The 21,711-nt window shown below is 30.7% G+C and carries 16 protein-coding genes, 2 tRNA genes and 3 rRNA genes; 13 read left to right on the forward strand and 8 right to left on the reverse strand.

Features of this window, described 5'->3' with window-relative positions:
- Positions 1-40 precede the first annotated feature (40 nt).
- Entirely contained in the window at positions 41-829 is a 789-nt protein-coding gene (locus ASKIR_RS04645) for an exodeoxyribonuclease III (protein ID WP_115588609.1), read from the reverse strand.
- The gene (locus ASKIR_RS04650; protein ID WP_066158793.1) at positions 829-1,074 is read right to left on the reverse strand and encodes a hypothetical protein; all 246 of its coding nucleotides are present in this window, start codon (positions 1,072-1,074) and stop codon (positions 829-831) included. The genes ASKIR_RS04645 and ASKIR_RS04650 overlap by 1 nt, the downstream gene beginning before the upstream one ends.
- A gap of 94 nt (positions 1,075-1,168) precedes the next feature.
- On the opposite strand from ASKIR_RS04650, the gene ASKIR_RS04655 reads away from it, so the two are divergent.
- The 5 genes from ASKIR_RS04655 (at position 1,169) to ASKIR_RS04675 (ending at position 5,368) form a co-directional block, all read left to right on the forward strand.
- Positions 1,169-1,882, forward strand: a complete 714-nt coding sequence (locus tag ASKIR_RS04655; protein ID WP_066354216.1) for a sulfite exporter TauE/SafE family protein — start codon at positions 1,169-1,171, stop codon at positions 1,880-1,882.
- A 9-nt stretch (positions 1,883-1,891) separates the two neighbouring features.
- On the forward strand, positions 1,892-2,368 hold the full coding sequence (locus ASKIR_RS04660) for a beta-carotene 15,15'-monooxygenase (RefSeq protein ID WP_115588610.1): 477 nt from the start codon (positions 1,892-1,894) through the stop codon (positions 2,366-2,368).
- A gap of 163 nt (positions 2,369-2,531) precedes the next feature.
- On the forward strand, positions 2,532-3,524 hold the full coding sequence (locus ASKIR_RS04665) for a DctP family TRAP transporter solute-binding subunit (RefSeq protein ID WP_066349902.1): 993 nt from the start codon (positions 2,532-2,534) through the stop codon (positions 3,522-3,524).
- A gap of 12 nt (positions 3,525-3,536) precedes the next feature.
- The gene (locus tag ASKIR_RS04670) at positions 3,537-4,085 is read left to right on the forward strand and encodes a TRAP transporter small permease (RefSeq protein ID WP_066349901.1); all 549 of its coding nucleotides are present in this window, start codon (positions 3,537-3,539) and stop codon (positions 4,083-4,085) included.
- Positions 4,085-5,368, forward strand: coding sequence for a TRAP transporter large permease (locus tag ASKIR_RS04675; protein WP_066349899.1), 1,284 nt, complete (start codon positions 4,085-4,087; stop codon positions 5,366-5,368). Before ASKIR_RS04670 ends, ASKIR_RS04675 begins: the two co-directional genes overlap by 1 nt.
- A gap of 34 nt (positions 5,369-5,402) precedes the next feature.
- On the opposite strand, the gene ASKIR_RS04680 is transcribed toward ASKIR_RS04675, so the two are convergent.
- Positions 5,403-6,881 (reverse strand): cache domain-containing protein, encoded by a 1,479-nt coding sequence (locus ASKIR_RS04680; RefSeq protein WP_066349895.1) that lies wholly within the window; start codon positions 6,879-6,881, stop codon positions 5,403-5,405.
- A 66-nt stretch (positions 6,882-6,947) separates the two neighbouring features.
- On the opposite strand from ASKIR_RS04680, the gene ASKIR_RS04685 reads away from it, so the two are divergent.
- Positions 6,948-7,637, forward strand: coding sequence for a response regulator transcription factor (locus tag ASKIR_RS04685; protein WP_066349894.1), 690 nt, complete (start codon positions 6,948-6,950; stop codon positions 7,635-7,637).
- Here the strand turns inward: ASKIR_RS04685 and ASKIR_RS04690 are convergent.
- Genes ASKIR_RS04690 through ASKIR_RS04705 form a run of 4 tightly spaced genes read right to left on the reverse strand, consistent with a single transcriptional unit; the run spans position 7,624 to position 12,012 of the window.
- Entirely contained in the window at positions 7,624-8,541 is a 918-nt protein-coding gene (locus ASKIR_RS04690) for an AEC family transporter (RefSeq protein WP_066349893.1), read from the reverse strand. The genes ASKIR_RS04685 and ASKIR_RS04690 overlap by 14 nt on opposite strands.
- Positions 8,542-9,774 (reverse strand): glucose-6-phosphate isomerase, encoded by a 1,233-nt coding sequence (locus ASKIR_RS04695; RefSeq protein WP_066349908.1) that lies wholly within the window; start codon positions 9,772-9,774, stop codon positions 8,542-8,544. It lies immediately after the preceding gene.
- Positions 9,764-10,633, reverse strand: coding sequence for a UTP--glucose-1-phosphate uridylyltransferase GalU (gene galU / locus ASKIR_RS04700; RefSeq protein WP_066349892.1), 870 nt, complete (start codon positions 10,631-10,633; stop codon positions 9,764-9,766). The genes ASKIR_RS04695 and galU overlap by 11 nt, the downstream gene beginning before the upstream one ends.
- A 2-nt stretch (positions 10,634-10,635) precedes the next feature.
- Entirely contained in the window at positions 10,636-12,012 is a 1,377-nt protein-coding gene (locus ASKIR_RS04705) for a phosphomannomutase/phosphoglucomutase (protein WP_115588611.1), read from the reverse strand.
- 436 nt (positions 12,013-12,448) lie between these two features.
- On the opposite strand from ASKIR_RS04705, the gene ASKIR_RS04710 reads away from it, so the two are divergent.
- From ASKIR_RS04710 to rrf, 5 genes are all read left to right on the forward strand, one after another.
- Positions 12,449-13,966 (forward strand): 16S ribosomal RNA (locus tag ASKIR_RS04710).
- A 113-nt stretch (positions 13,967-14,079) separates the two neighbouring features.
- Positions 14,080-14,156: transfer RNA gene (locus ASKIR_RS04715), tRNA-Ile, on the forward strand.
- Positions 14,157-14,184: 28 nt separating this feature from the next.
- Positions 14,185-14,260, forward strand: a tRNA-Ala gene (locus ASKIR_RS04720).
- Between the two features lie 363 nt (positions 14,261-14,623).
- Positions 14,624-17,537: ribosomal RNA gene (locus tag ASKIR_RS04725) — 23S ribosomal RNA — on the forward strand.
- 206 nt (positions 17,538-17,743) lie between these two features.
- Positions 17,744-17,860, forward strand: a 5S ribosomal RNA gene (gene rrf / locus ASKIR_RS04730).
- Together the 16S, 23S and 5S rRNA genes with 2 tRNA genes alongside form the textbook arrangement of a ribosomal RNA operon.
- A gap of 420 nt (positions 17,861-18,280) precedes the next feature.
- Here rrf and ASKIR_RS04735 read toward each other — a convergent pair.
- Positions 18,281-18,592: a F0F1 ATP synthase subunit C gene (locus ASKIR_RS04735; RefSeq protein ID WP_066161204.1), complete on the reverse strand. Its 312-nt coding sequence runs from the start codon at positions 18,590-18,592 to the stop codon at positions 18,281-18,283.
- A gap of 147 nt (positions 18,593-18,739) precedes the next feature.
- Here ASKIR_RS04735 and ASKIR_RS04740 point away from each other — a divergent pair, with 147 nt between their 5' ends.
- Positions 18,740-20,281 carry a hypothetical protein gene (locus tag ASKIR_RS04740; protein WP_115588612.1) on the forward strand — a complete coding sequence of 514 codons (1,542 nt, stop codon included), beginning with the start codon at positions 18,740-18,742 and terminating at the stop codon, positions 20,279-20,281.
- 83 nt (positions 20,282-20,364) lie between these two features.
- Entirely contained in the window at positions 20,365-21,711 is a 1,347-nt protein-coding gene (locus ASKIR_RS04745) for an imelysin family protein (RefSeq protein ID WP_174694327.1), read from the forward strand.

The raw sequence follows: 21,711 nt of genomic DNA on the forward strand, positions 1-21,711 counted from the left end.
TTTTTTTAAAATTTAGATACAAAAAGTTTAACTTCTATCTTTAAAACTCTATTTCAAGCCCAATAGGACAGTGATCACTTCCAAAAATATTATCTAAAATATAGGCATCTTTTACAAAATCTTTTAAATCAGAACTTACATAAAAGTAGTCAATTCTCCATCCAACATTATTCTCTCTAGCATTTGCTCTATAACTCCACCAAGAGTATTTATCTTTTAAATCACCATTTACTAATCTAAAAGTATCTAAATAACCATGCTTTAAAAATTTACTAATCCAATCTCTCTCCATCTTTAAAAAACCACTTGTATTTTCGTTTGCTTTTGGTCTTGCAATATCAATTTCAGTATGTGCTGTGTTTACATCACCACAAACAATTATTGATTTCCCATCTTTTTTTAAATTTTCACAATGAGTTAAAAATCTATCATAAAACTCCATTTTATAATCAAGTCTCTCTTGAGAGCTTTGTCCATTTGGAAAATATACATTAAAAAAAGCTATATCTTTATCTTTTAGTTTAAAGTGAACCTCATTTATTCTTCCTTCATTTAAAACATCTACTGTTGGACAATTACACTCAAAAGATATATCAATATCTGAAAATAGGGCAGTTCCACTTCTTCCTTTAATTGCAGATTCACTAGCTGTTAAAAATTTAAACTCTTTATTAAATATTGTTTTTGGAATTTGATTTTTCATTGATTTTGTCTCTTGAAGTCCAAGAATATGAATATCATGCTCATCAACCCATTTTAGAGCCTCTTTTTTATCAACAGCTCTTACCCCATTTACATTCCATGAAATAAATTTATATCTTTTTTTCACTATTTAAGTCCATCCTTTTTCTCTTTTTTATCTTCATTTATCAATTTTTGTGGCGCATTTGGTAGCTTTGGTTTTATAATTCCTATTTTATTTAAATCTTTGTTTTGAAGACTATTTTGTTCATTTATAAGATTTTCACCTTTACCACCGTGCATATCTATTTTTCCACTATTTTTACCTCTATAATCATAATTTGCAAATAAGAAATTTGCAAATATTGTAGTAACTATTAGTAATCTTTTCATATAAAAATCCTTTTTTTGAAGAAAAAATTATAACTAGATTTCAATAATAAAGGCATTATTTGCTAATTTACACTATTTTTTAAATAGGATAAATATGATAGAGATATTTTTAGGATTTGTTACTTTTTTTACATCTGTTGTTGCTGCAATTGTAGGAATTGGTGGAGGAATGATGTTAATAGCAATTTTGCCATCTTTTTTGCCTATAAATGCACTTATTCCTGTTCATGGTCTTACTCAAGTTTCAAGTAATTTAAGCCGTGCTTATTTTGGATATAAAGATATAGAGTTTAGTGTTGTTCCAAAATTTTTAATTGGTTCAATTTTAGGAATAGCTCTTTTTGCTGGTATATTAAGCATTATTAGTCTTGATTATGTGCCACTTTTTATTGGAATTTATATTTTACTTTCACTTTGGAGTCAAAAATTTAATGAAAAGATTAAAAAGTATGAAAATTACTATATTGCAGGTTTTTTTCAAACAGGACTCTCTATGGTAGTTGGAGCAACAGGACCTCTTACAATGACACTTTTACTAAAAGATTTCAAAGAAAAAGATAAAGTTGTAGCAACTGGTGCACTTTTAATGAGTATTACTCATTTTTTAAAAATTGTTGTTTTTGCATATTTTGGATTTGTATTTTTTGATTATATAACTATTATTGTCTCTATGATTATAGGGGCTATACTTGGAAGTTATGTTGGAACAAAACTTAGAGATAAAATTGATGGAAAAAGATTTACAATAGTCTTAAAGACACTTTTGACTATTTTAGCAATAAAATTAATTATTTTTGTATTTATATAACTTTTTCTTATGTTTGTTCTAGCTTTAACTTATGGTATATTTTTTTATATAGCAAAAAAAATAGCCAATTTAAGAAGAGCTTCAGTTTTAATAGCTTCATTCTTTCTAGTACTTTTTATAAGAGAAAATGATGCTTTACTTGATACTATTTATCATGGATTTTGGTTTCCAGTTGCACTTACAGTTACATTTATTGCAATAATCTATTTTGCTTTTGATTTTAAAAAAGGTTTTAAACAACTAGCAATCTATTTTAAAATGCCAGAAATGAAACTTATAATCTTTTCAATAGCATTTTTATTAGTATTTTCAAGACTATTTGGAATGGGTAGTTTTTGGAAAATGGTAATGATTGATAATTATATGTATATGGTAAAATCAATGATAGAAGAGGGTACAGAGCTTTTGGCTTATCTATTTATTTTATATGGAACTTTTAATATATATAAATCTTTACTTTTTTTAAATAAAGAGAGTGAAAAGTAATCAAGATTAGGTTAATTTAAAGAGTTAATTTTTTTTATTAATCTTGGTTTAAGCTAATTTTAATAATTTTTAATAGTTTCTTTTAAATGTGACTTTTTTACATAATAGCTACATAATTTTCTGTTATAATCTTTTCCTAAAAACAAATTTTAAGGAGAAACTCATGAAAAGAGCTATTTTAGGAGTAGTTACTGCTTCATTATTAGCGACATCTGCAATGGCTGCAGAGTATGTTATGAAAATTAGTCACGTTGTTAGTTCAAGTACACCAAAAGGTATAGCATCTGACTATTTAGAAAAAAGAATTGAAGAGTTAACAAATGGAAGAATTGACGTTCAAGTTTTCCCTAACTCTCAACTTTATGGTGATGGTGAAGAGATGAAAGCATTAGTTATGAATAATGTTCAAGTAATTATGCCAAGTCTTTCAAAGTTTACAAGTATTGCACCACAAATGCAACTATTTGATTTACCATTTATTTTTAGGGATAAAGCACACCTTTATGCAGTTATGGATGGAGAAGTTGGTGCTAAGTTAAAATCATTTATTGATGCAAAAAAACAGATGCTTGCATTTGATTACTGGGATGCTGGATTTAAACACTTCTCAAGTAGCAAACAACCAATTGTTAATCCAGAAGATGCAAAAGGTTTAAAATTTAGAATTCAAAGTTCAAAAGTTTTAGAAGCACAATTTAAAGCAGTTGGTGGAAATCCACAAATTTTACCATTCTCTGAGGTTTATTCAGCACTTCAACAAGGTGTTGTTGATGCAACAGAAAATCCACTATCAAACCTATATACAAAAAAATTCCATGAAGTTCAATCAAGTGTAACTTTAAGTAGTCACGGTTATTTAGGATATTTAGTTGTTATGAATCAACAATTCTTTAATAAATTACCAAAAGATTTACAAGAGCATGTAAAAACTGCTATGAAAGAAGCAACTGAGTTAGAAAGAAGAGAGACAGCTATAGAAGATGCAAAAATTATTGATGCATTAAGAAAATATGCTAAAGATTCTGGAAGACTTGAAATTTATGAGTTAAATGATGAGCAAGTTGCTAACTGGAGAAGAGTTATGTCAACTGTATATCCACAATTTTATAAAGTGATTGGGGAAGATCTAATCAAACAAACTATAGAAACAAAGTAGGTAGATTTTTATATGAAAAAATTCTTTGATGTTATTGATGTAGTTGTAGGCACAATAAATCAAACTATGGCAGTCTACGGACTGCTATTAGGTGTGATTGTGGCTTTTATTAATGTAGTACTTAGATACGCCTTTGATATGAGCCTTCCTTGGGCAGGTGAGCTTACAAACTATCTATTTATTTGGTCTGCTCTTTTTGGAGCAGCTTATGGATTTAAGCACGGAGCACATATCTCTATAACTCTTTTGATTGAGAGAATGCCTGCAATGCTTATGAAAGCATTTTTAATATTTGCAAATATTTTATCAATTTTATATTTAGGTTTATTATCTTATTTTGGATATGAATTAGTATTAATGCTTATGGATTTTGGTGAAATGAGTGTTGATTTAAATATTCCAATGTGGATTCCACATTTAGTTCTTCCAATAGCTTTTATTCTTGCTGCTTATAGAGTTGCTGAGAAATTGGTTGAGTTATTTAGAACAGATGCAAATAAGATTAAACTATTTAGTGAACATGAAGCTATTTTAGAAGAGATTAAAGGAGAAAAGAAATAATGGTTATAGCAACTCTTTTTATTTTACTATTTGGTTTAATGTTAGTTGGAGTTCCTGTTGCTGTTGCATTAGGAGCTAGTACATTAGCATCTACTTTCTTCTTTACAGATATGGATTTAATGGGAATTACATCAAAAGTATTTGATGGATTAAATAAATATACTCTTATGGCAATTCCTATGTTTATTTTAGCTGGTTCACTACTTGCAAGAGGAAGTGCTGCTAGAAGAATTATTGATTTTGCTAAAAGTTTAGTTGGACATCTTCCAGGAGGACTTCCAATTGCTGCTATTTTGGCATCTGTTATTTTTGCTGCTATTAGTGGAAGCTCTCCAGCAACAGTTGCTGCTATTGGTTCTGTTATGTATGGAGCTATTAAACAAGCTGGTTATAATGAGCAATTTGCAATTGGTACTATTACAACTTCTGGAACATTAGGAATTTTAATTCCACCTTCAGTTGTATTTATTGTTTACGGTGTTAGTGCTGATGAGTCAATTGGAAAACTGTTTATGGCTGGAGTTATTCCTGGTCTTATGATTGGTGGGATGATGATGCTAGCAACATATATTCTAGCGAGAAGAAGTGGATTTAAATCTGGTAAAATGGCAAGTTTTAAAGAGCAATTAATTGCTTTTAAAGATGCATTCTGGGCACTTTTAATTATTGTAGTTGTAATTGGTGGAATTTATGGAGGAATATTTACTCCTACTGAAGCTGGTGCTGTTAGTGTTATGTATGCATTTTTTGTATCTTATTTTATATATAAAGATTTAAAAATTAAAGATCTATATAAAATTTTATTAGATTCAGCACAAACAACAGCAATGATTTTCTTTATTATTGCAAATGCTATGATTTTTGCACACTTCTTAACTGATGAGCAAATTCCACAACAAATTACTCAATGGATTTTAGAAGCAAATGTTACTCCTTTAATGTTCTTATTAATTGTAAATATTTTACTTTTAATAATGGGACAATTTATGGAGCCTAGTTCTGTTGTTATGATTACAGTTCCACTTTTACTTCCAATTGGTATTGCTCTTGGAGTTGATCCAATTCATCTTGGAGTTATTATGGTTGTAAATATGGAAATAGGAATGCTAACTCCTCCTGTTGGATTAAACCTATTTGTTGCAAGTGGAATTACTGGACTTAGTATGGGACAAGTTATTAAAGCTTCTTTACCTATGACTTTAGTTTTACTTTTTGGATTAATGTTAATAACATATATTCCAGCAATATCTCTTTGGCTTCCAAACTTAATGTATGGATATTAAAATATTTTAAAGTAAGAGTTTTTACTCTTACTTTTTAAATATTTTTAGCAATAGTTATATAAAATCTTGCACCTTTATATATATTTTCCACTCTTATTTCACCTTTTAAACTCTTCTCTACAATCATTTTAGACATATAAAGACCAATTCCAGTTCCTTTGTTTTGATTTTTTGTAGAAAAGTATGCTTCAAATATTTTATTTAGAGGTTCAATATTAATACCTCCACCATTATCTTCAATAGTTAAAGTAACACTTTTTTCATCTTCAAAAGCTTCTATTTTTATAGTAGGATTTTTTATATCTCTCTCTATTAATGCGTCTTTTGAATTTTTTAATATATTTAAAATTACCTGTTGATACTCATTTAAAAAACTATTTAATTTAATATTTTTATTAATATCTATTTTTATATCTATATTATTCATTTTTAAAACATTTGAATTAATTGATATTACATTGTTTAACAACTCATTTAGAAAAAACTCCTCTTTTTCTTTTGTTGTTGAAAAAAAGCCTCTAAAATCATCAATTGTATTAGACATATACTCTAAAACCATATTTGCTTCTTTTGATTTTTTTTGCATAGTCTCTTTATCTAAACTATTTTTGTCATATTTTAATTTTATAAGCATTAAAATTGAAGATAGTTCTGAAAGAGGTTGCCTCCATTGATGAGCTATATTTGACATCATCTCTTCAAGAGATTTGTTTAGAAGTTTTAACTCTTTTTCATTTTCAATAACTTTTTCTTTATATATTTTTAAAATATTATAAATCTTATTTGAAATTGTTATTGAAAATAAAATTGCAATCATAAGAAACATAATAAATAGTAAAACATTTTGAAATATCTGTTTTTCTATCTTATTTTCTAACTCATTTCTCTGTTTTACTAGCTCTTTTTCAATATCATCAATATATACTCCAACAGCAATTATCCAGTTTAATTTCTCATAATATTTAAAGTAAGAGAGTTTATATTGTGCCTCATTTGAATCTGGTTTTTTATATGAATACTTTGTAAATGATTCTCCATATTTTTTTATATTCTCTAAAAACTCCTCACGAAACTTTTTACCATGTGTATCGATTTCATTTGTAGATATTAAATTTCCTGCTAAATCTGGTCTATTTGGATTTACAAGCATTATTGCAAAATCATCACCACCATCAAAATTAACAACTTCATAAACAAATATATAGTTACTTTTATTTTTTTCAAAAGTTATGTTATTTAAAAAATTTGCATTAAATTTTTTAAGCTCATCTTTACTTAAATTTAATACTTTTTCATTGTGTTCTAAAATATCAATAACTATATTAATTTTATTTTTTAAAATATCTTTAACATCGTTATAATAAACATTTACATATTTTTGCATATCAAGTTCAAAATTATCTTGAGTATTTTTTACATAAAATGCTGAAATAGCAAAAACCAAAGCCGAAATTGTTGCAATAAAACTTAAAATTATTGTTTTTAATAGATTTTTCTCAATATTATTGTTCAAAAAAGTTCCTCATTTATGAATGCTTTGTTATAATAGCATATCTTTACTAATATGGATTTTGAAAATATGAATAGCAATTTAAATAGACTAAGCTCGTATAATGTTTTGTATGTTGAAGATGATTTAGGTATTCAAAACAATATTAAAGAGATATTAAAACACTATTTTAAAGAAGTTTTTACTTCAGATAATACAAAAGATGCTTATGAGATATATCTTGAAAAAAAACCAGATTTAATAATTACAGATATTAGAATGCAGAGTGAAACAGGAATAGATTTTATAAAAAAAATTAGAGAAAATGATACAAAAACGAGAGTTATAATAACATCTGCATACACAAATATTAACTACTTATTAAAGGCAACTGAGCTATTTTTAGTAAAATATATTGTAAAACCAATTACAATAGATAAACTAGAAGAGGCTTTAGAGCTATTTTTAAACTCTTATAAAAATGAGAGTTTATACTATTTAAATAAAAATTGGATTTTTAATAGTAGTAAATCAACAATTTCAAATGAGAATGAAGAGTTTATACTAACAAAAAAAGAGTCAAATTTTTTAAAGTTTTTGTTATCTCAAAATAGGGTAATTAGTTATGAAGAGTTACATGATAATATTTGTGATGAAGACTCTATTATGTCACAAAATGCAATGAGACTTTTTATAAAAAATTTACGAAAAAAACTCCCATCTGATTTTCTAAAAAATATTCAAGGAGTTGGATACTATTATGAGATTAAAAATATATAAAATAGTTTACAAAAATAGCTAAAAACAGAACAGATAGTAGTGTTTGTACAGTTATTATTGAGGTCATTAAAGGCAAATTTCCATTTAATTGCCTAGTAAGAATAAAAGAGCTTGGAGCTGTTGGCATAATTGCAAAAAGAACTAAAATAGAGATCATACTATTATCAAGTTCAAAAAGTTTTGCAAATAAATATATAGTTATAGGAAGAATCAAAAATTTAGCAATTGTACTAATAGTTAAATCTTTTTTTGAACTTTTTATCTCTTTTAAAACTAGAGTATAACCAATTGATAATAGTCCCAATGGAAGTGCAGCATTGCTTAAAATTTGAAGTAATTTTTCTATACTTATTGGTATATTTATATTTGAAAAATTTATCAAAGAACCCATAAGACAAGCTATAATTAATGGATTTCTTAAAATAGAGTTTAAAAGATATAAAAAATTAATTTTACTATTTTGTGAATATAAAGCAAAAATAGTTATACAAAATATATTTAAAATAGGAATAGCAAAAGTTATAATAACAGCAGCCATAGCTAATCCACTATCACCAAAAATAGAGGCACTTAAAGCTAAAAAAACATATGTATTAAATCTAATTCCACCTTGAACAATTGATGTAAAAGAGCTATTTTGAGTAGGATTTATTTTATTAAATATCATTAATAAAATCATTGTTAAAAATATTGCAAGAATAGATACAAAAATAAGATTTATATCATTTGAATCAAGTTTTGCTTTTGATAGGGTAATTATCAAAAGAGCTGGCATCAAAACATAATATGTTAATTTATCAGCCATTGGCCAAAACTCATTTGATGGAAAACTTATCTTTTTAAATAGGTAACCAATTACTATTAAAGAGAATATTGGTATTAAACTTGAAAATATCTGTTCCATCTATTTTTTACTTTTTAACATCTCTTTTAAAATAATCTTACCACCTTCAACTCCTGGTTGGTCATAAGTATCTATTCTTAAAAATTTTCCTACAAGTGAAGTTAAAAGTTCATAGTAAAATAGTAGTTTTCCTATTTCAAACTCACTTATCTCTTCAATCTCAATTAAATCAATAGGAATATCTTTTTGATACTCTTTAACAGAAGCAATTGTTGCATCAGCTTGAAGATTTATTAGCTCTTTAAAATCAATATTATTTATATAATCTAACTCTTCAAGAGCTTTTAAATTTGTAGGAGAAATTTTTGTATCATCTTTAAAATCTTTTATTTTGATAAATGTTACAGTTTTATCTCTTTTTCCCTCAACAATAAGCTGTAAAAATGAGTGTTGATCAACAGGTCCTAAAAGACCAATTGGTGTTAATCCTTGATTTGTATTGTTTGCATCAATTTTTCCAAGGCTCTCTCCCCAAAGTTGAATATACCACTTATTAAAACCTTCAAGAAGTTGCGAGTATGAAAAAACTGCATTTATATTATATACATCTTTATACTCATAATATGTTCTTGCTTTTTTTATTAGGTGATTATAAAGTTCATTTTGTTCAAAAAAAGATGTAGATATTTTTTTTGCTCCATTTAAAATCTCATCAATATCAAAACCAGCTAAATATAAAGGCACTAAACCAACATTTGATAAAACAGAGAATCTTCCACCAACATTTTTTGGAATTTCAAAAGTTTCAAGACTGTTGTGTTGTGCAAAACTATTTAACTTGCTATCATTTTCAGTAATTACTAATAGATTTGATTTATCCATTTTAACAAGTGAACTTAAATATTTAAAAATTGATACTGTTTCAATTGTAGTTCCAGATTTTGAGATAACAATAAAAAGTGTATCATTTAAATCAAATTCACAAATAGTTCCATTAAGATTAACAGGATCAGTACTTTCAAAAAAATAGATATCTTTTTTTAAAGTTTGGTTTTTTTGTTTATTATATTTTAAGAAGTTATATATTGCATATGTTCCTAATGTACTTCCACCAATTCCAATTATTGCAATATTTTTTTGTTTAAAGTTAAGATTATTTAGTCTTGATTTTAAACTTGAAGTATCTGTATAAGGTAAAGAGTAGTAACCAATTGTCTCTCTCTCTTTTTTTATCTCTGCAAAGATATCTTCATCGCTTAGTGAAACTTTTGGATAATAGAGGCTATTTTTCATCTTTTTTACTCTTTTTATCTTCTTTATTAGATTTATCATAAAAATAGTTTGTAGCTTTTACAAATCCATCAATACTTCCACAATCAAATCTTTGACCTTTAAATTTATATGCTAAAACCATCCCTTTTTTAGCTTGAGTTAAAAGTGCATCAGTAATTTGAATCTCTCCACCTTTACCTGGTTTTGTCTCTTTTATGATATCGAAAATATCTGGAGTTAGAATATATCTTCCTATTATTGCTAAATTTGAAGGTGCAACTTCAGGTTCAGGCTTTTCAACCATATCTTTAACCATAAAAATTCCAGATTCTATCTCATTTCCAGCAATTACTCCATATTTATTTGTATCCTCTTTTGGAATCTCTTCAATTGCAACAATTGAGCATGTATATTTTTTATATAGTTCAACCATTTGTGATAATACTCCATTGTCTGATGAATCACATAAGTCATCAGCTAATAAAACAGCAAAAGGTTGATTTCCAATTAGGTTCTCACCAGATAAAATAGCATGACCTAATCCCTTCATCTCTATTTGTCTTGTGTAAGAAAAAGTACATTTTGTAATTACATCTCTAATCTCTGTTAAATAGTGCTCTTTGCTAGTTCCTTTTATTTGATGCTCAAGTTCATATGAAATATCAAAGTGATCTTCAATAGCTCTTTTCCCACGGCCTGTAACTATTGCCATATTCTCAATTCCAGCTGCAAGTGCCTCTTCAACTCCATATTGAATTAATGGTTTAGTTAAAATTGGTAACATCTCTTTTGGCGTTGCTTTAGTTGCTGGTAAAAATCTTGTACCATAACCAGCTGCTGGGAATAGACATTTTTTTATTGGATTATTATTAGTGTTCATATTTAGTTTCCTTTTATTTGATTAAATAGTTTTATTAATGCATCTTCATATACTTTTGCATTCTCTTTTATATTGGCTTCAAATCTTGTTACTAATTTTGGAGTTGTGTTACTAGCTCTAACTAATCCCCAACCTTTTTCAAAAATAACTCTTACACCATCAACAGTTATAATATCTTTTATTTTTGGAAAATCTGAAGGTGGATTTTGTAAAGCTTTTTTTAAATCTTCAATGATTTTAAACTTTGTATCTTCAGTTACCGTTATATTTACTTCAGGAGTTGAGTAAACTTTTGGTAATGCTTCAAACTCTAAATCAAAATCAAAACCAGCATCTATCAACTCTAAAGCTCTAAAAGTTGCATAAATTGCATCATCGTATCCAAAATATCTATCATTGAAGAATAGATGCCCTGATACTTCAGCCGCAAAAGATGCATTTGTCTCTTTTATTTTAACTTTTAGGTTTGAGTGACCTGTTTTATACATAATAGCTTTACCATAAGAGTTGATAGTATCATACATAACTTGTGAACATTTTACTTCACCAATAACCGTTGGATTATTAATATGTTTAGAGAAAAATATTGCTAATATATCTCCTTTAAAGTTATATTTAGATGATAATAGAGCAATTCTATCTGCATCTCCATCATAAGCAAATCCAAAATTAAATTTACCAGTTTCTAGCTCTTTTTTAATATCTTCAAGTGTGTGCTCATCACTTGGATCTGGATGATGATTTGGAAAATTTCCATCGGGTTCTTCAAATAAGATTTTATACTTGATATTTAATCTATCTAAAATCTCTCTTAATACAACACCAGCAACACCATTTCCACAATCAAAAACAAACTTTTTATTATTAAGTTTCAAATGAGAGAAGTGATTTACTATATAATCAATATATCTATTTTTACAATCTATTTTAATAGTAACTTCATTATTAGGAATAATTGACTTATCTTTTAAAATATCTTCTCCTAAAGCATAAATATCATCACCAAAAAATGGCTCTTTATTTAAAGTAATTTTAAAACCATTGTATTCAGGAGGATTATGTGAACCCGTAATCATAATAGATCCATCACAACTATACCCATCAATTTTATTAAAATTAGCAAAGTAGTTTGCAGGAGTTGGAACTAATCCCATATCTAAAACTTTTAATCCAGCTTTATTAATACCTGAGCTTAGCCAATTTTTTAAAATTGGTGAGTGAAGTCTTGCATCATAACCAACAGCAATATAAACTGCAGTTGGAACTCTTTTTATTAAAGCTTTTGCTAAATAAAATCCAATTTTTTTTACAATATCTTCATTTAACTCTTTTTCAAATATTCCTCTAATATCATACTCTCTAAATATAGACTTACTCATTATGTATATACGGCTCCCCATTATTAATTTATATAAAGTTAAGATTGTATCAAAAATAGCATTAATTAAAATTAACAAACATAGTTGAAAAATAGTAGATTTTGGTGATTTTACACAATTTCCAAAATTTAAGCCAAAGTTAAGCGCAAACCTCTTGACAAAGTAAGATTTTCCTATTATAATTCCCGTCCAATTTGACCAGTACGGTTTAAAATTAAGATCTTTAAAATTATGATTAGACGGTTTAAGAAGATGTAATCTTTATAAACTGAATATGAGAAATGTTAAAAAAATATTATGAAGAAACAAGTATAAGTAAAATTATAACTTGTCTATAACTTGAGTGATAATTTTGTAATTAAGTAATTAAAAACAAAAAAGTCAGATTCAAATAAACTATAACAAATATATATTTATGAAAATAGATATAAAAAAAATTATGGAGAGTTTGATCCTGGCTCAGAGTGAACGCTGGCGGCGTGCTTAACACATGCAAGTCGAACGAGAACGGGCTATAGCTTGCTATAGTTGTCAGCTAAGTGGCGCACGGGTGAGTAATGTATAGGTAATATGCCTCTTACTAAGGGATAACAAATGGAAACGTTTGCTAATACCTTATACTCCTTTTAAACAAAAGTTTAAAAGGGAAAGATTTATTGGTAAGAGATTAGCCTGTATTGTATCAGTTAGTTGGTGGGGTAATGGCTTACCAAGACTATGACACATAACTGGTTTGAGAGGATGATCAGTCACACTGGAACTGAGACACGGTCCAGACTCCTACGGGAGGCAGCAGTGGGGAATATTGCACAATGGACGAAAGTCTGATGCAGCAACGCCGCGTGGAGGATGACACATTTCGGTGCGTAAACTCCTTTTATATAAGAAGATAATGACGGTATTATATGAATAAGCACCGGCTAACTCCGTGCCAGCAGCCGCGGTAATACGGGGGGTGCAAGCGTTACTCGGAATCACTGGGCGTAAAGAGCATGTAGGCGGATTAATAAGTTTGAAGTGAAATCCTATAGCTTAACTATAGAACTGCTTTGAAAACTGTTGATCTAGAATGTGGGAGAGGTAGATGGAATTTCTGGTGTAGGGGTAAAATCCGTAGAGATCAGAAGGAATACCGATTGCGAAGGCGATTTACTGGAACACAATTGACGCTGAGATGCGAAAGCGTGGGGAGCAAACAGGATTAGATACCCTGGTAGTCCACGCCCTAAACGATGTACACTAGTTGTTGTGAGACTAGATCTTGCAGTAATGCAGTTAACACATTAAGTGTACCGCCTGGGGAGTACGGTCGCAAGATTAAAACTCAAAGGAATAGACGGGGACCCGCACAAGCGGTGGAGCATGTGGTTTAATTCGACGATACACGAAGAACCTTACCTGGACTTGACATAGTAAGAACTTTCTAGAGATAGATTGGTGTCTGCTTGCAGAAACTTATATACAGGTGCTGCACGGCTGTCGTCAGCTCGTGTCGTGAGATGTTGGGTTAAGTCCCGCAACGAGCGCAACCCTCGTGTTTAGTTGCTAACAGTTCGGCTGAGAACTCTAAACAGACTGCCTACGCAAGTAGGAGGAAGGTGAGGACGACGTCAAGTCATCATGGCCCTTACGTCCAGGGCTACACACGTGCTACAATGGGATATACAAAGAGCGGCAATACGGTGACGTGGAGCAAATCTTATAAAATATCTCCCAGTTCGGATTGTAGTCTGCAACTCGACTACATGAAGTTGGAATCGCTAGTAATCGTAGATCAGCTATGCTACGGTGAATACGTTCCCGGGTCTTGTACTCACCGCCCGTCACACCATGGGAGTCGAACTCATTCGAAGCGGGGATGCTAAAGTAGCTACCTTCCACAGTGGATTTGGCGACTGGGGTGAAGTCGTAACAAGGTAACCGTAGGAGAACCTGCGGTTGGATCACCTCCTTTCAAAGAAATATTATTAAGATTTGGTTCTTAATATATAAATAAAGAAAAACAATATTTTTTAACAACTCATATTTGGTTTATAAAGATTATTTAACCGAAAAGTATAGGTGAATGGGCCTATAGCTCAGCTGGCTAGAGCGCTCGACTGATAATCGTGAGGTCTCAGGTTCAAGTCCTGATAGGCCCACCATTAAATAATCTTTAAAGATTGTTGGTTTGGGGAATTAGCTCAGCTGGGAGAGCGCCTGCTTTGCACGCAGGAGGTCAGCGGTTCGATCCCGCTATTCTCCACCATACTTAAGTTTTAATATAAGTTTTATAAGAGATTATAAGATTTATATTAGAGCTTTGTAAAAGAAGTTACTAAATGATATTTAAAAATATAATGTTAAAGTCTTTAAAATTTTTTCGTAAAATTAAATAGTAATGTTTAATTTTAAATAAAAAAATTTCATATCTAAAAAAGATAATTATTTGAAAAGATAATTATAAAACTATAGATAACACAACTAACTTATTATAGTATGTACTTGTATATATGTTTAATAAGATAGTAGCCAAAGAATATTATCAAATTTAAAAGTTCTAGTTAAACTAAAACTTTTAGGCAAGAAAAGAGGACCCTAAATAAAATCGTAAGATTTTTTTAGGTTCCGATTATAAGCTATTAAGGGCTAATGGTGGATGCCTTGACTGTAAGAGGCGAAGAAGGACGTATTAGGCTGCGATAAGCCTCGGGGAGCTGCCAAAGAGCTTTGATCCGAGGATTTCCGAATGGGGCAACCCAGCATATAGAGATATATGTTACCCTGCGGGGAGCGAACCTGGTGAAGTGAAACATCTCAGTAGCCAGAGGAAGAGAAATCAAATGAGATTCCCATAGTAGCGGCGAGCGAACTGGGATTAGGACAAACCCAATGCTTGCATTGGGGGTTGTAGGACCATAATATAAGATTAAAGATGATAGATGAATTAGTTGGAAAGCTAAAGCATAGAAGGTGATACTCCTGTAATTAAAATCATCAATAACTTTAATGGTATCCTGAGTAGGTCGGAACACGTGATATTTTGACTGAAGCTGGGGGGACCACCCTCCAATCCTAAATACTACTTACAGATCGATAGTGAACAAGTACCGTGAGGGAAAGGTGAAAAGAACTGCAGCGAGCAGAGTGAAATAGAACCTGAAACCATTAGCTTACAATCATTCAGAGCCCTATGATTTATCAGGGTGATGGACTGCCTTTTGCATAATGAGCCTGCGAGTTGTGGTGTCTGGCAAGGTTAAGCCAAGTGCGAAGCCGTAGCGAAAGCGAGTCTTAATAGGGCGAAATAGTCAGATGCTGCAGACCCGAAACGAAGTGATCTATCCATGAGCAGGTTGAAGCTGGTGTAAGAGCCAGTGGAGGACCGAACCCGCTGACGTTGAAAAGTCTTGGGATGACTTGTGGATAGGGGTGAAAGGCCAATCAAACTTCGTGATAGCTGGTTCTCTCCGAAATATATTTAGGTATAGCCTTGTGTTGTAGCATATAGGGGTAGAGCACTGAATGGGCTAGGGCTGCTTACCGCGGTACCAAACCCTATCAAACTATGAATACTATATGTGGAATCACAGGAGTCAGGCGGTGGGTGATAAAATCCGTCGTCGAGAGGGGAACAACCCAGACTAACAGCTAAGGTCCCTAAGTTACATCTAAGTGGAAAACGATGTGGAGTTACTGTGACAACCAGGAGGTTGGCTTAGAAGCAGCCATCCTTTAAAGAAAGCGTAACAGCTCACTGGTCTAGTGATTCTGCGCGGAAAATATAACGGGGCTAAGATGTACACCGAAGCTTTAGATTCAATTTTTAATTGAGTGGTAGGAGAGCGTTCTATTCAGCGTTGAAGGTATACCGGTAAGGAGTGCTGGAGCGGATAGAAGTGAGCATGCAGGCATGAGTAGCGATAATTAAGGTGAGAATCCTTAACGCCGAAAACCCAAGGTTTCCTACGCGATGCTCGTCATCGTAGGGTTAGTCGGGTCCTAAGTCGAGACTGAAAAGTGTAGACGATGGCAAATTGGTTAATATTCCAATACCAACATATAAGCGCGATGTGGGGACGCATAGAGTTAATCGAGGTCACGGATGGAAGTGTGGCTCGAAGGATGTAGGTTGTTAAGTAGGCAAATCCGCTTAACACTAGACCGAGATCTTACAGGCTCTTGACACTCTTCGGAGGAGATGGAGAATCGATGATACTGTCGTGCCAAGAAAAGCCACTAAGTTTATTATATGTTGCCCGTACCGTAAACCGACACAGGTGGGTGGGATGAGTATTCTAAGGCGCGTGGAAGAACCCTCTTTAAGGAACTCTGCAAAATAGCACCGTATCTTCGGTATAAGGTGTGCCTACTTTGGTATATGAACTTGCTTCAAAAAGCTAAAGAGGTTGCAACAAAGAGTCCCTCCCGACTGTTTACCAAAAACACAGCACTTTGCTAACACGTAAGTGGATGTATAAGGTGTGACGCCTGCCCGGTGCTCGAAGGTTAATTGATGATGTCAGCGCAAGCGAAGCATTTGATCGAAGCCCGAGTAAACGGCGGCCGTAACTATAACGGTCCTAAGGTAGCGAAATTCCTTGTCAGTTAAATACTGACCTGCATGAATGGCGTAACGAGATGGGAGCTGTCTCAAAGAGGGATCCAGTGAAATTGTAGTGGAGGTGAAAATTCCTCCTACCCGCGGAAAGACGGAAAGACCCCGTGCACCTTTACTACAGCTTGACACTGTAGCTTGGATATTCATGTGCAGGATAGGTGGGAGGCTATGATGACTAGACGCAAGTAGAGTCGGAGCCATCCTTGAGATACCACCCTTGAATATTTGAGTTACTAACTGCGATGAGTTATCCTCATTCAGGACAATGTCTGGTGGGTAGTTTGACTGGGGCGGTCGCCTCCTAAATAGTAACGGAGGCTTACAAAGGTTAGTTCAAAGCGGATGGAAATCGCTTGTTGAGTATAATGGCATAAACTAGCTTGACTGTGAGACCTACAAGTCGAACAGAGACGAAAGTCGGTCATAGTGATCCGGTGGTTCTGCGTGGAAGGGCCATCGCTCAAAGGATAAAAGGTACGCCGGGGATAACAGGCTGATCTCCCCCAAGAGCTCACATCGACGGGGAGGTTTGGCACCTCGATGTCGGCTCATCGCATCCTGGGGCTGTAGTCGGTCCCAAGGGTATGGCTGTTCGCCATTTAAAGCGGTACGCGAGCTGGGTTCAGAACGTCGTGAGACAGTTCGGTCCCTATCTTCCGTGGGCGTAGGAAAGTTGAAGAGATTTGTCCCTAGTACGAGAGGACCGGGATGAACCAACCACTGGTGTACCAATTGTTCTGCCAAGAGCATCGTTGGGTAGCCACGTTGGGATGTGATAAGAGCTGAAAGCATCTAAGCTCGAAGCCAACTCTAAGATGAACTTTCCCTGAAGTTCCCAGCAAGACTAGCTGGTTGATAGGCTGGATGTGTAATGGGTGTAAGCCCTTTAGCTGACCAGTACTAATAGAACGTTTGGCTTATTTTTAACAATTTTCTTTGGTTTACTATCTTATTAAGCATATCTTTTTATGTTTAATAGACAATTGTGTTTATTTTTTTAGAAAGAAAAAAAGGCGTTTACTTGAAAAAATGCAAATTTTTTTAAGAGCCAAGACTTTAGCATTATTTTTTCTTAACTCTAATTGAGTTGAGTGCAAAGAGTATTTATTATTTACTTTTTTCACTCAACTTGTTGGTGGCTAAAGAGAAGTGGAAATACCCAGTCCCCATTCCGAACCTGGTAGTCAAGCACTTCATCGCCGATAATACTGCTGGGTCCCCCGGTGGAAACGTAGGTCGCTGCCAGCTCTTGAGTATTTATTCAAGCCTTTATCTATTCACTTATCTCAAGTGTTTAGGTGAAGGCTTTTTTTATGTCTGCTATTTGTGTATCTTTATTGATTTTTTATTAATTTATGTATTTATTCATTATTCTATTTAATCTCTTATTACTCTTGTTGTTATTTGATTCTTATCATCTTTAAAGTAGCTTATTCTTTTATTCTCATCTAGTAATTTTTTTAAAAAACTATTTTCATACTCTTCATTTAAATTCTCTTTATTAAATGTTTTTAAATCTTGACATTTAAAAACACCTTTACAAATTTTATCATTATAAATATCTACATCAAAAATTAAATTTCCTATTTATTTTAGGCATAAAAAAAAGGTTCGAAGAGAAAACTCTTCGAACCTTTTTAAGTTTTATAAAAACTCTAAAATTGCTTCTTATAGGAATGGGTTTGCATATAATGCAATCATAGCAATAACAAGTGCGTAAATTACTTGAGCTTCAATCATAGCTAAAGCAATAAACATAGTTGTCATTAATTTTCCACCTAAACCTGGGTTTCTAGCAGTTCCAGCAATTGTAGCAGCAGCAGTATTACCCATACCAACAGCTCCACCAAGAGCAGCTAAACCTAAACCAATACCAGCAGCAACTACAGAGTATGCTTTTAGTGTTTCATTTGCAACAGATGCATCAGCAGCGAATGCCATACCAGCGAATGCTAGCATTAAAAGAACGATTTTTTTCATTCTATATCCTTAAAAAATTAAATATCTCAAAGTCTGTTCGGCTTGCGTATCCCTACTTATCACTTTGACGGTTGCTATTTTACAAAAATAAATCTAAATATAAGATAAATTGGATAAAATATTTTTTTATTTTTAATGGGGAGATATATGAAAAAGTTTATAATTACACTACTTATAATTGTTCTATTTATAACATCAACTTTGTACATTATACTTTTTACAAAAAGTGGTAATTATCTTGTTGCAAATTACATTGAAAAAAGCTTTAATAAAAAGCAAAAAGATTTTACTTTAAAAATAGATAATCTTGTTATAGATTATGATTTATTAGTTTTAAAAGCTACATTAAATGATCACTCTAAAATAGAATTAAATGCTATGTACTCTATTTTTAATAAAGAGTTGATGGCAGAATATTTTATAGATATAGAAGATTTATCAATATTTAATGATTTAGCAAAAATGAAACTAAAAGGTGATTTAAAAATAGTTGGAAATATTGCTCATAAAAATGATACTACAACTATAAAAGGTATTTCAAATGTTGCTAAAAGTGATACAAATTATGAAGTTGTTTTAAAGAATTTTAAAATAAATGATATATATATTGATACAAAAAATGCAAAAATTGATGAGTTGTTGGCTATTGTTAATCAGCCAATATACACAACTGGTATATTAAATGTAACTTCTGAACTAAAATCAAATAGTAGTGATTTTTTTGATGGAGTTATTAAAGTAGATATAAAAAATGGAAAATTAAATAATGATATTATTGAAAAAGAGTTTAAAACTTCTCTAAAGCAAGATGTTTTATATACTTTAAATAGCCAAAGCAATCTTTTAAAAGATGAACTAAACAGCACTATTGATCTTTTATCAAACCTTGCTAAGATAAATATTAAAAACTTAAATTTTAATATAAAAGAGTCTATTTTAAAGAGTGATTATAATATTTTAATTTCAGACTTATCAAAACTTAAAGATTTTACAGTTATACCTTTAAGAGGTAAAAATATATCTTTAAATGGCAATATATATAAAGATTTAAAAGATTTAAAAGTAGATGGAGATTCTAAAATTTTAGATGGTATTTTAAAATTAAATTTAATAAATAATGATGTATCAATAAATTTAGAAAATGCAAATAGTAAAAAACTTTTATATATGTTAAATCAAAATGAGTTTTTTGATTCAAATATAAATTTAGATTTAAAATATAATATTTTAAGTGGAAATGGAAATTTTGCTTCAAATTTAAATAATGGACATTTAGTAAAAAATAATTTCTCAAAAAATATTGAAAAATTTGCAAATATTGATATTACGAAAGAGCTTTATGAAATAGGAACTGTAAAGGGTGAAATATTAATTGATAAAGTAATTAGTAATATCTATTTAAAAAGCTCAAAAAGTATAATAGAGTCAAAGAGTTCTATTTTAGATTTTAAAAATAAAAGGATAGATTCAAAATTTGATATTAATCTAAATGGTAATAAATTTGTAATATTTTTGGAAGATGATATAAATAATCCAAGTATAAAAATAGATATAAAAAATCTTTTAATTGAAAGTATCAAAAAAAGTAAAGAGAGTGATAAAATAGAGAGAAAAATAGAAGAACTTTTAAATAAAAATGGAATTGAAAATTCAAAAGAGTTAAAAAATACAATAAAATCACTCTTTTAAAAAATATGAAAATTATTATCATTTTAAGAAATGATAAAGCTTTTTTTTGTTTAAATACACAAAACAAAATGAGGATTATTATCATGAAATATACAAAGAGAGTTCTTTTTTCTTTATCATTAGCTGCTTCTTTAGCTTTAGGAGCAAACGCTTCTTCTTTGGCTAAAGATACAACTAAATCAGAAATTACAAAACAAGTTTCAATTTTAGAAGCATATGCAAATATAGCTTTAGACAATTATACACAAGCTTTAAATGATGCAAAACTTTTACAAGATGCAATAGATAAATTTGTTGCAAAACCTACACAAAAAAATTTAGATAATGCAAAAAAAGCGTGGTTGCAATCAAGAGAATCTTATGGAAGCACTGAGATTTTTAGGTTATCAAATGGTCCAATTGATGCTGAAGATGGATGGATTGCAGATACTTATGGTGCTTTAGAGGGACAAATCAACGCTTGGCCACTTGATGAGAATATGATAGATTATACAATTGATGCAGATGGAAATAGAACATCTGGAAATATTATTGATACTATTGGAAAATTTAATCCAGGTGGTGAAGATTCAAGTGAAGTTGATGTTACAAAAATTACAGTTGAAGCTTTAACTGAGTTAAATGAGAATGGTGGAGAGGCAAATGTTTCAACTGGTTATCATGCAATTGAGTTTTTACTTTGGGGGCAAGATCAAGATTATAATAATTTCTTAGAGGATAATATAACAAAAGGTGCAATGAAAGCTGGACAAAGACCTTTAAGTGATTTTACAACTGATAAGCATAAAGATAGAAGATTACAATATCTAAAAGCTGTAACTCAAAAGTTAGTTGAGGATTTAGAAGTTGTTAAAAGTGCTTGGAATAGAGATATAAAAGGTGATTCTGGGCTTTATAGAGCTGCGTTTTTAGGAAAACTTAAAAATAGTGATAAAAACTTAGACAAGAGTGAGTCTTTAAAACAGATTATTTCTGGTATGGGAGTATTTATAAAATCAGAACTTGCAAATGAGAGATTAGCAGTTGCTGTTTTAACTCCAAGTGAAGAGGATGAGCACTCTTGTTTTTCTGATAATACACATAGAGATTTAGTAAAAAATTATGAAGGTTTTAAAAATATTTTAACTTCAACATACAATGGTAAAAAATATGGAGAGTCTTTATTTGATGCTTTAGAAAAAGAGGATAAAGATAGAATATTAAAGCTTATGAAGAGTATTGAAGCAAAAATTGAGCAAGTTGATAAAGTTGCAAAAACTGAAGCTCACTTTGATTATCAAATAAGACCTGATCATAAGATGTCAAGAGTTTTAGTATCTTTAAAAAATGAGTTAAGAAAACTAGGTGATGAGATGATAACTGTTGCAAGAGCAAACAGTATTAATCTTTCAACAGATGATGTAACTGATCCAGAAGAGACAAAAATCTAA

Source organism: Aliarcobacter skirrowii CCUG 10374 (assembly GCF_003544835.1).
Lineage (GTDB): Bacteria > Campylobacterota > Campylobacteria > Campylobacterales > Arcobacteraceae > Aliarcobacter > Aliarcobacter skirrowii.

Bases quoted from the DNA above. Each gene is read 5' to 3' on its own strand.
- ASKIR_RS04735 (WP_066161204.1), bottom strand. From the start codon at position 18,592: ATGAAAAAAATCGTTCTTTTAATGCTAGCATTCGCTGGTATGGCATTC.
- ASKIR_RS04670 (WP_066349901.1), top strand. From the start codon at position 3,537: ATGAAAAAATTCTTTGATGTTATTGATGTAGTTGTAGGCACAATAAAT.
- galU (WP_066349892.1), bottom strand. From the start codon at position 10,633: ATGAACACTAATAATAATCCAATAAAAAAATGTCTATTCCCAGCAGCT.
- ASKIR_RS04675 (WP_066349899.1), top strand. From the start codon at position 4,085: ATGGTTATAGCAACTCTTTTTATTTTACTATTTGGTTTAATGTTAGTT.
- ASKIR_RS04695 (WP_066349908.1), bottom strand. From the start codon at position 9,774: ATGAAAAATAGCCTCTATTATCCAAAAGTTTCACTAAGCGATGAAGAT.
- ASKIR_RS04685 (WP_066349894.1), top strand. From the start codon at position 6,948: ATGAATAGCAATTTAAATAGACTAAGCTCGTATAATGTTTTGTATGTT.
- ASKIR_RS04665 (WP_066349902.1), top strand. From the start codon at position 2,532: ATGAAAAGAGCTATTTTAGGAGTAGTTACTGCTTCATTATTAGCGACA.
- ASKIR_RS04690 (WP_066349893.1), bottom strand. From the start codon at position 8,541: ATGGAACAGATATTTTCAAGTTTAATACCAATATTCTCTTTAATAGTA.
- ASKIR_RS04705 (WP_115588611.1), bottom strand. From the start codon at position 12,012: ATGAGTAAGTCTATATTTAGAGAGTATGATATTAGAGGAATATTTGAA.
- ASKIR_RS04745 (WP_174694327.1), top strand. From the start codon at position 20,365: ATGAAATATACAAAGAGAGTTCTTTTTTCTTTATCATTAGCTGCTTCT.
- ASKIR_RS04740 (WP_115588612.1), top strand. From the start codon at position 18,740: ATGAAAAAGTTTATAATTACACTACTTATAATTGTTCTATTTATAACA.
- ASKIR_RS04655 (WP_066354216.1), top strand. From the start codon at position 1,169: ATGATAGAGATATTTTTAGGATTTGTTACTTTTTTTACATCTGTTGTT.
- ASKIR_RS04650 (WP_066158793.1), bottom strand. From the start codon at position 1,074: ATGAAAAGATTACTAATAGTTACTACAATATTTGCAAATTTCTTATTT.
- ASKIR_RS04660 (WP_115588610.1), top strand. From the start codon at position 1,892: ATGTTTGTTCTAGCTTTAACTTATGGTATATTTTTTTATATAGCAAAA.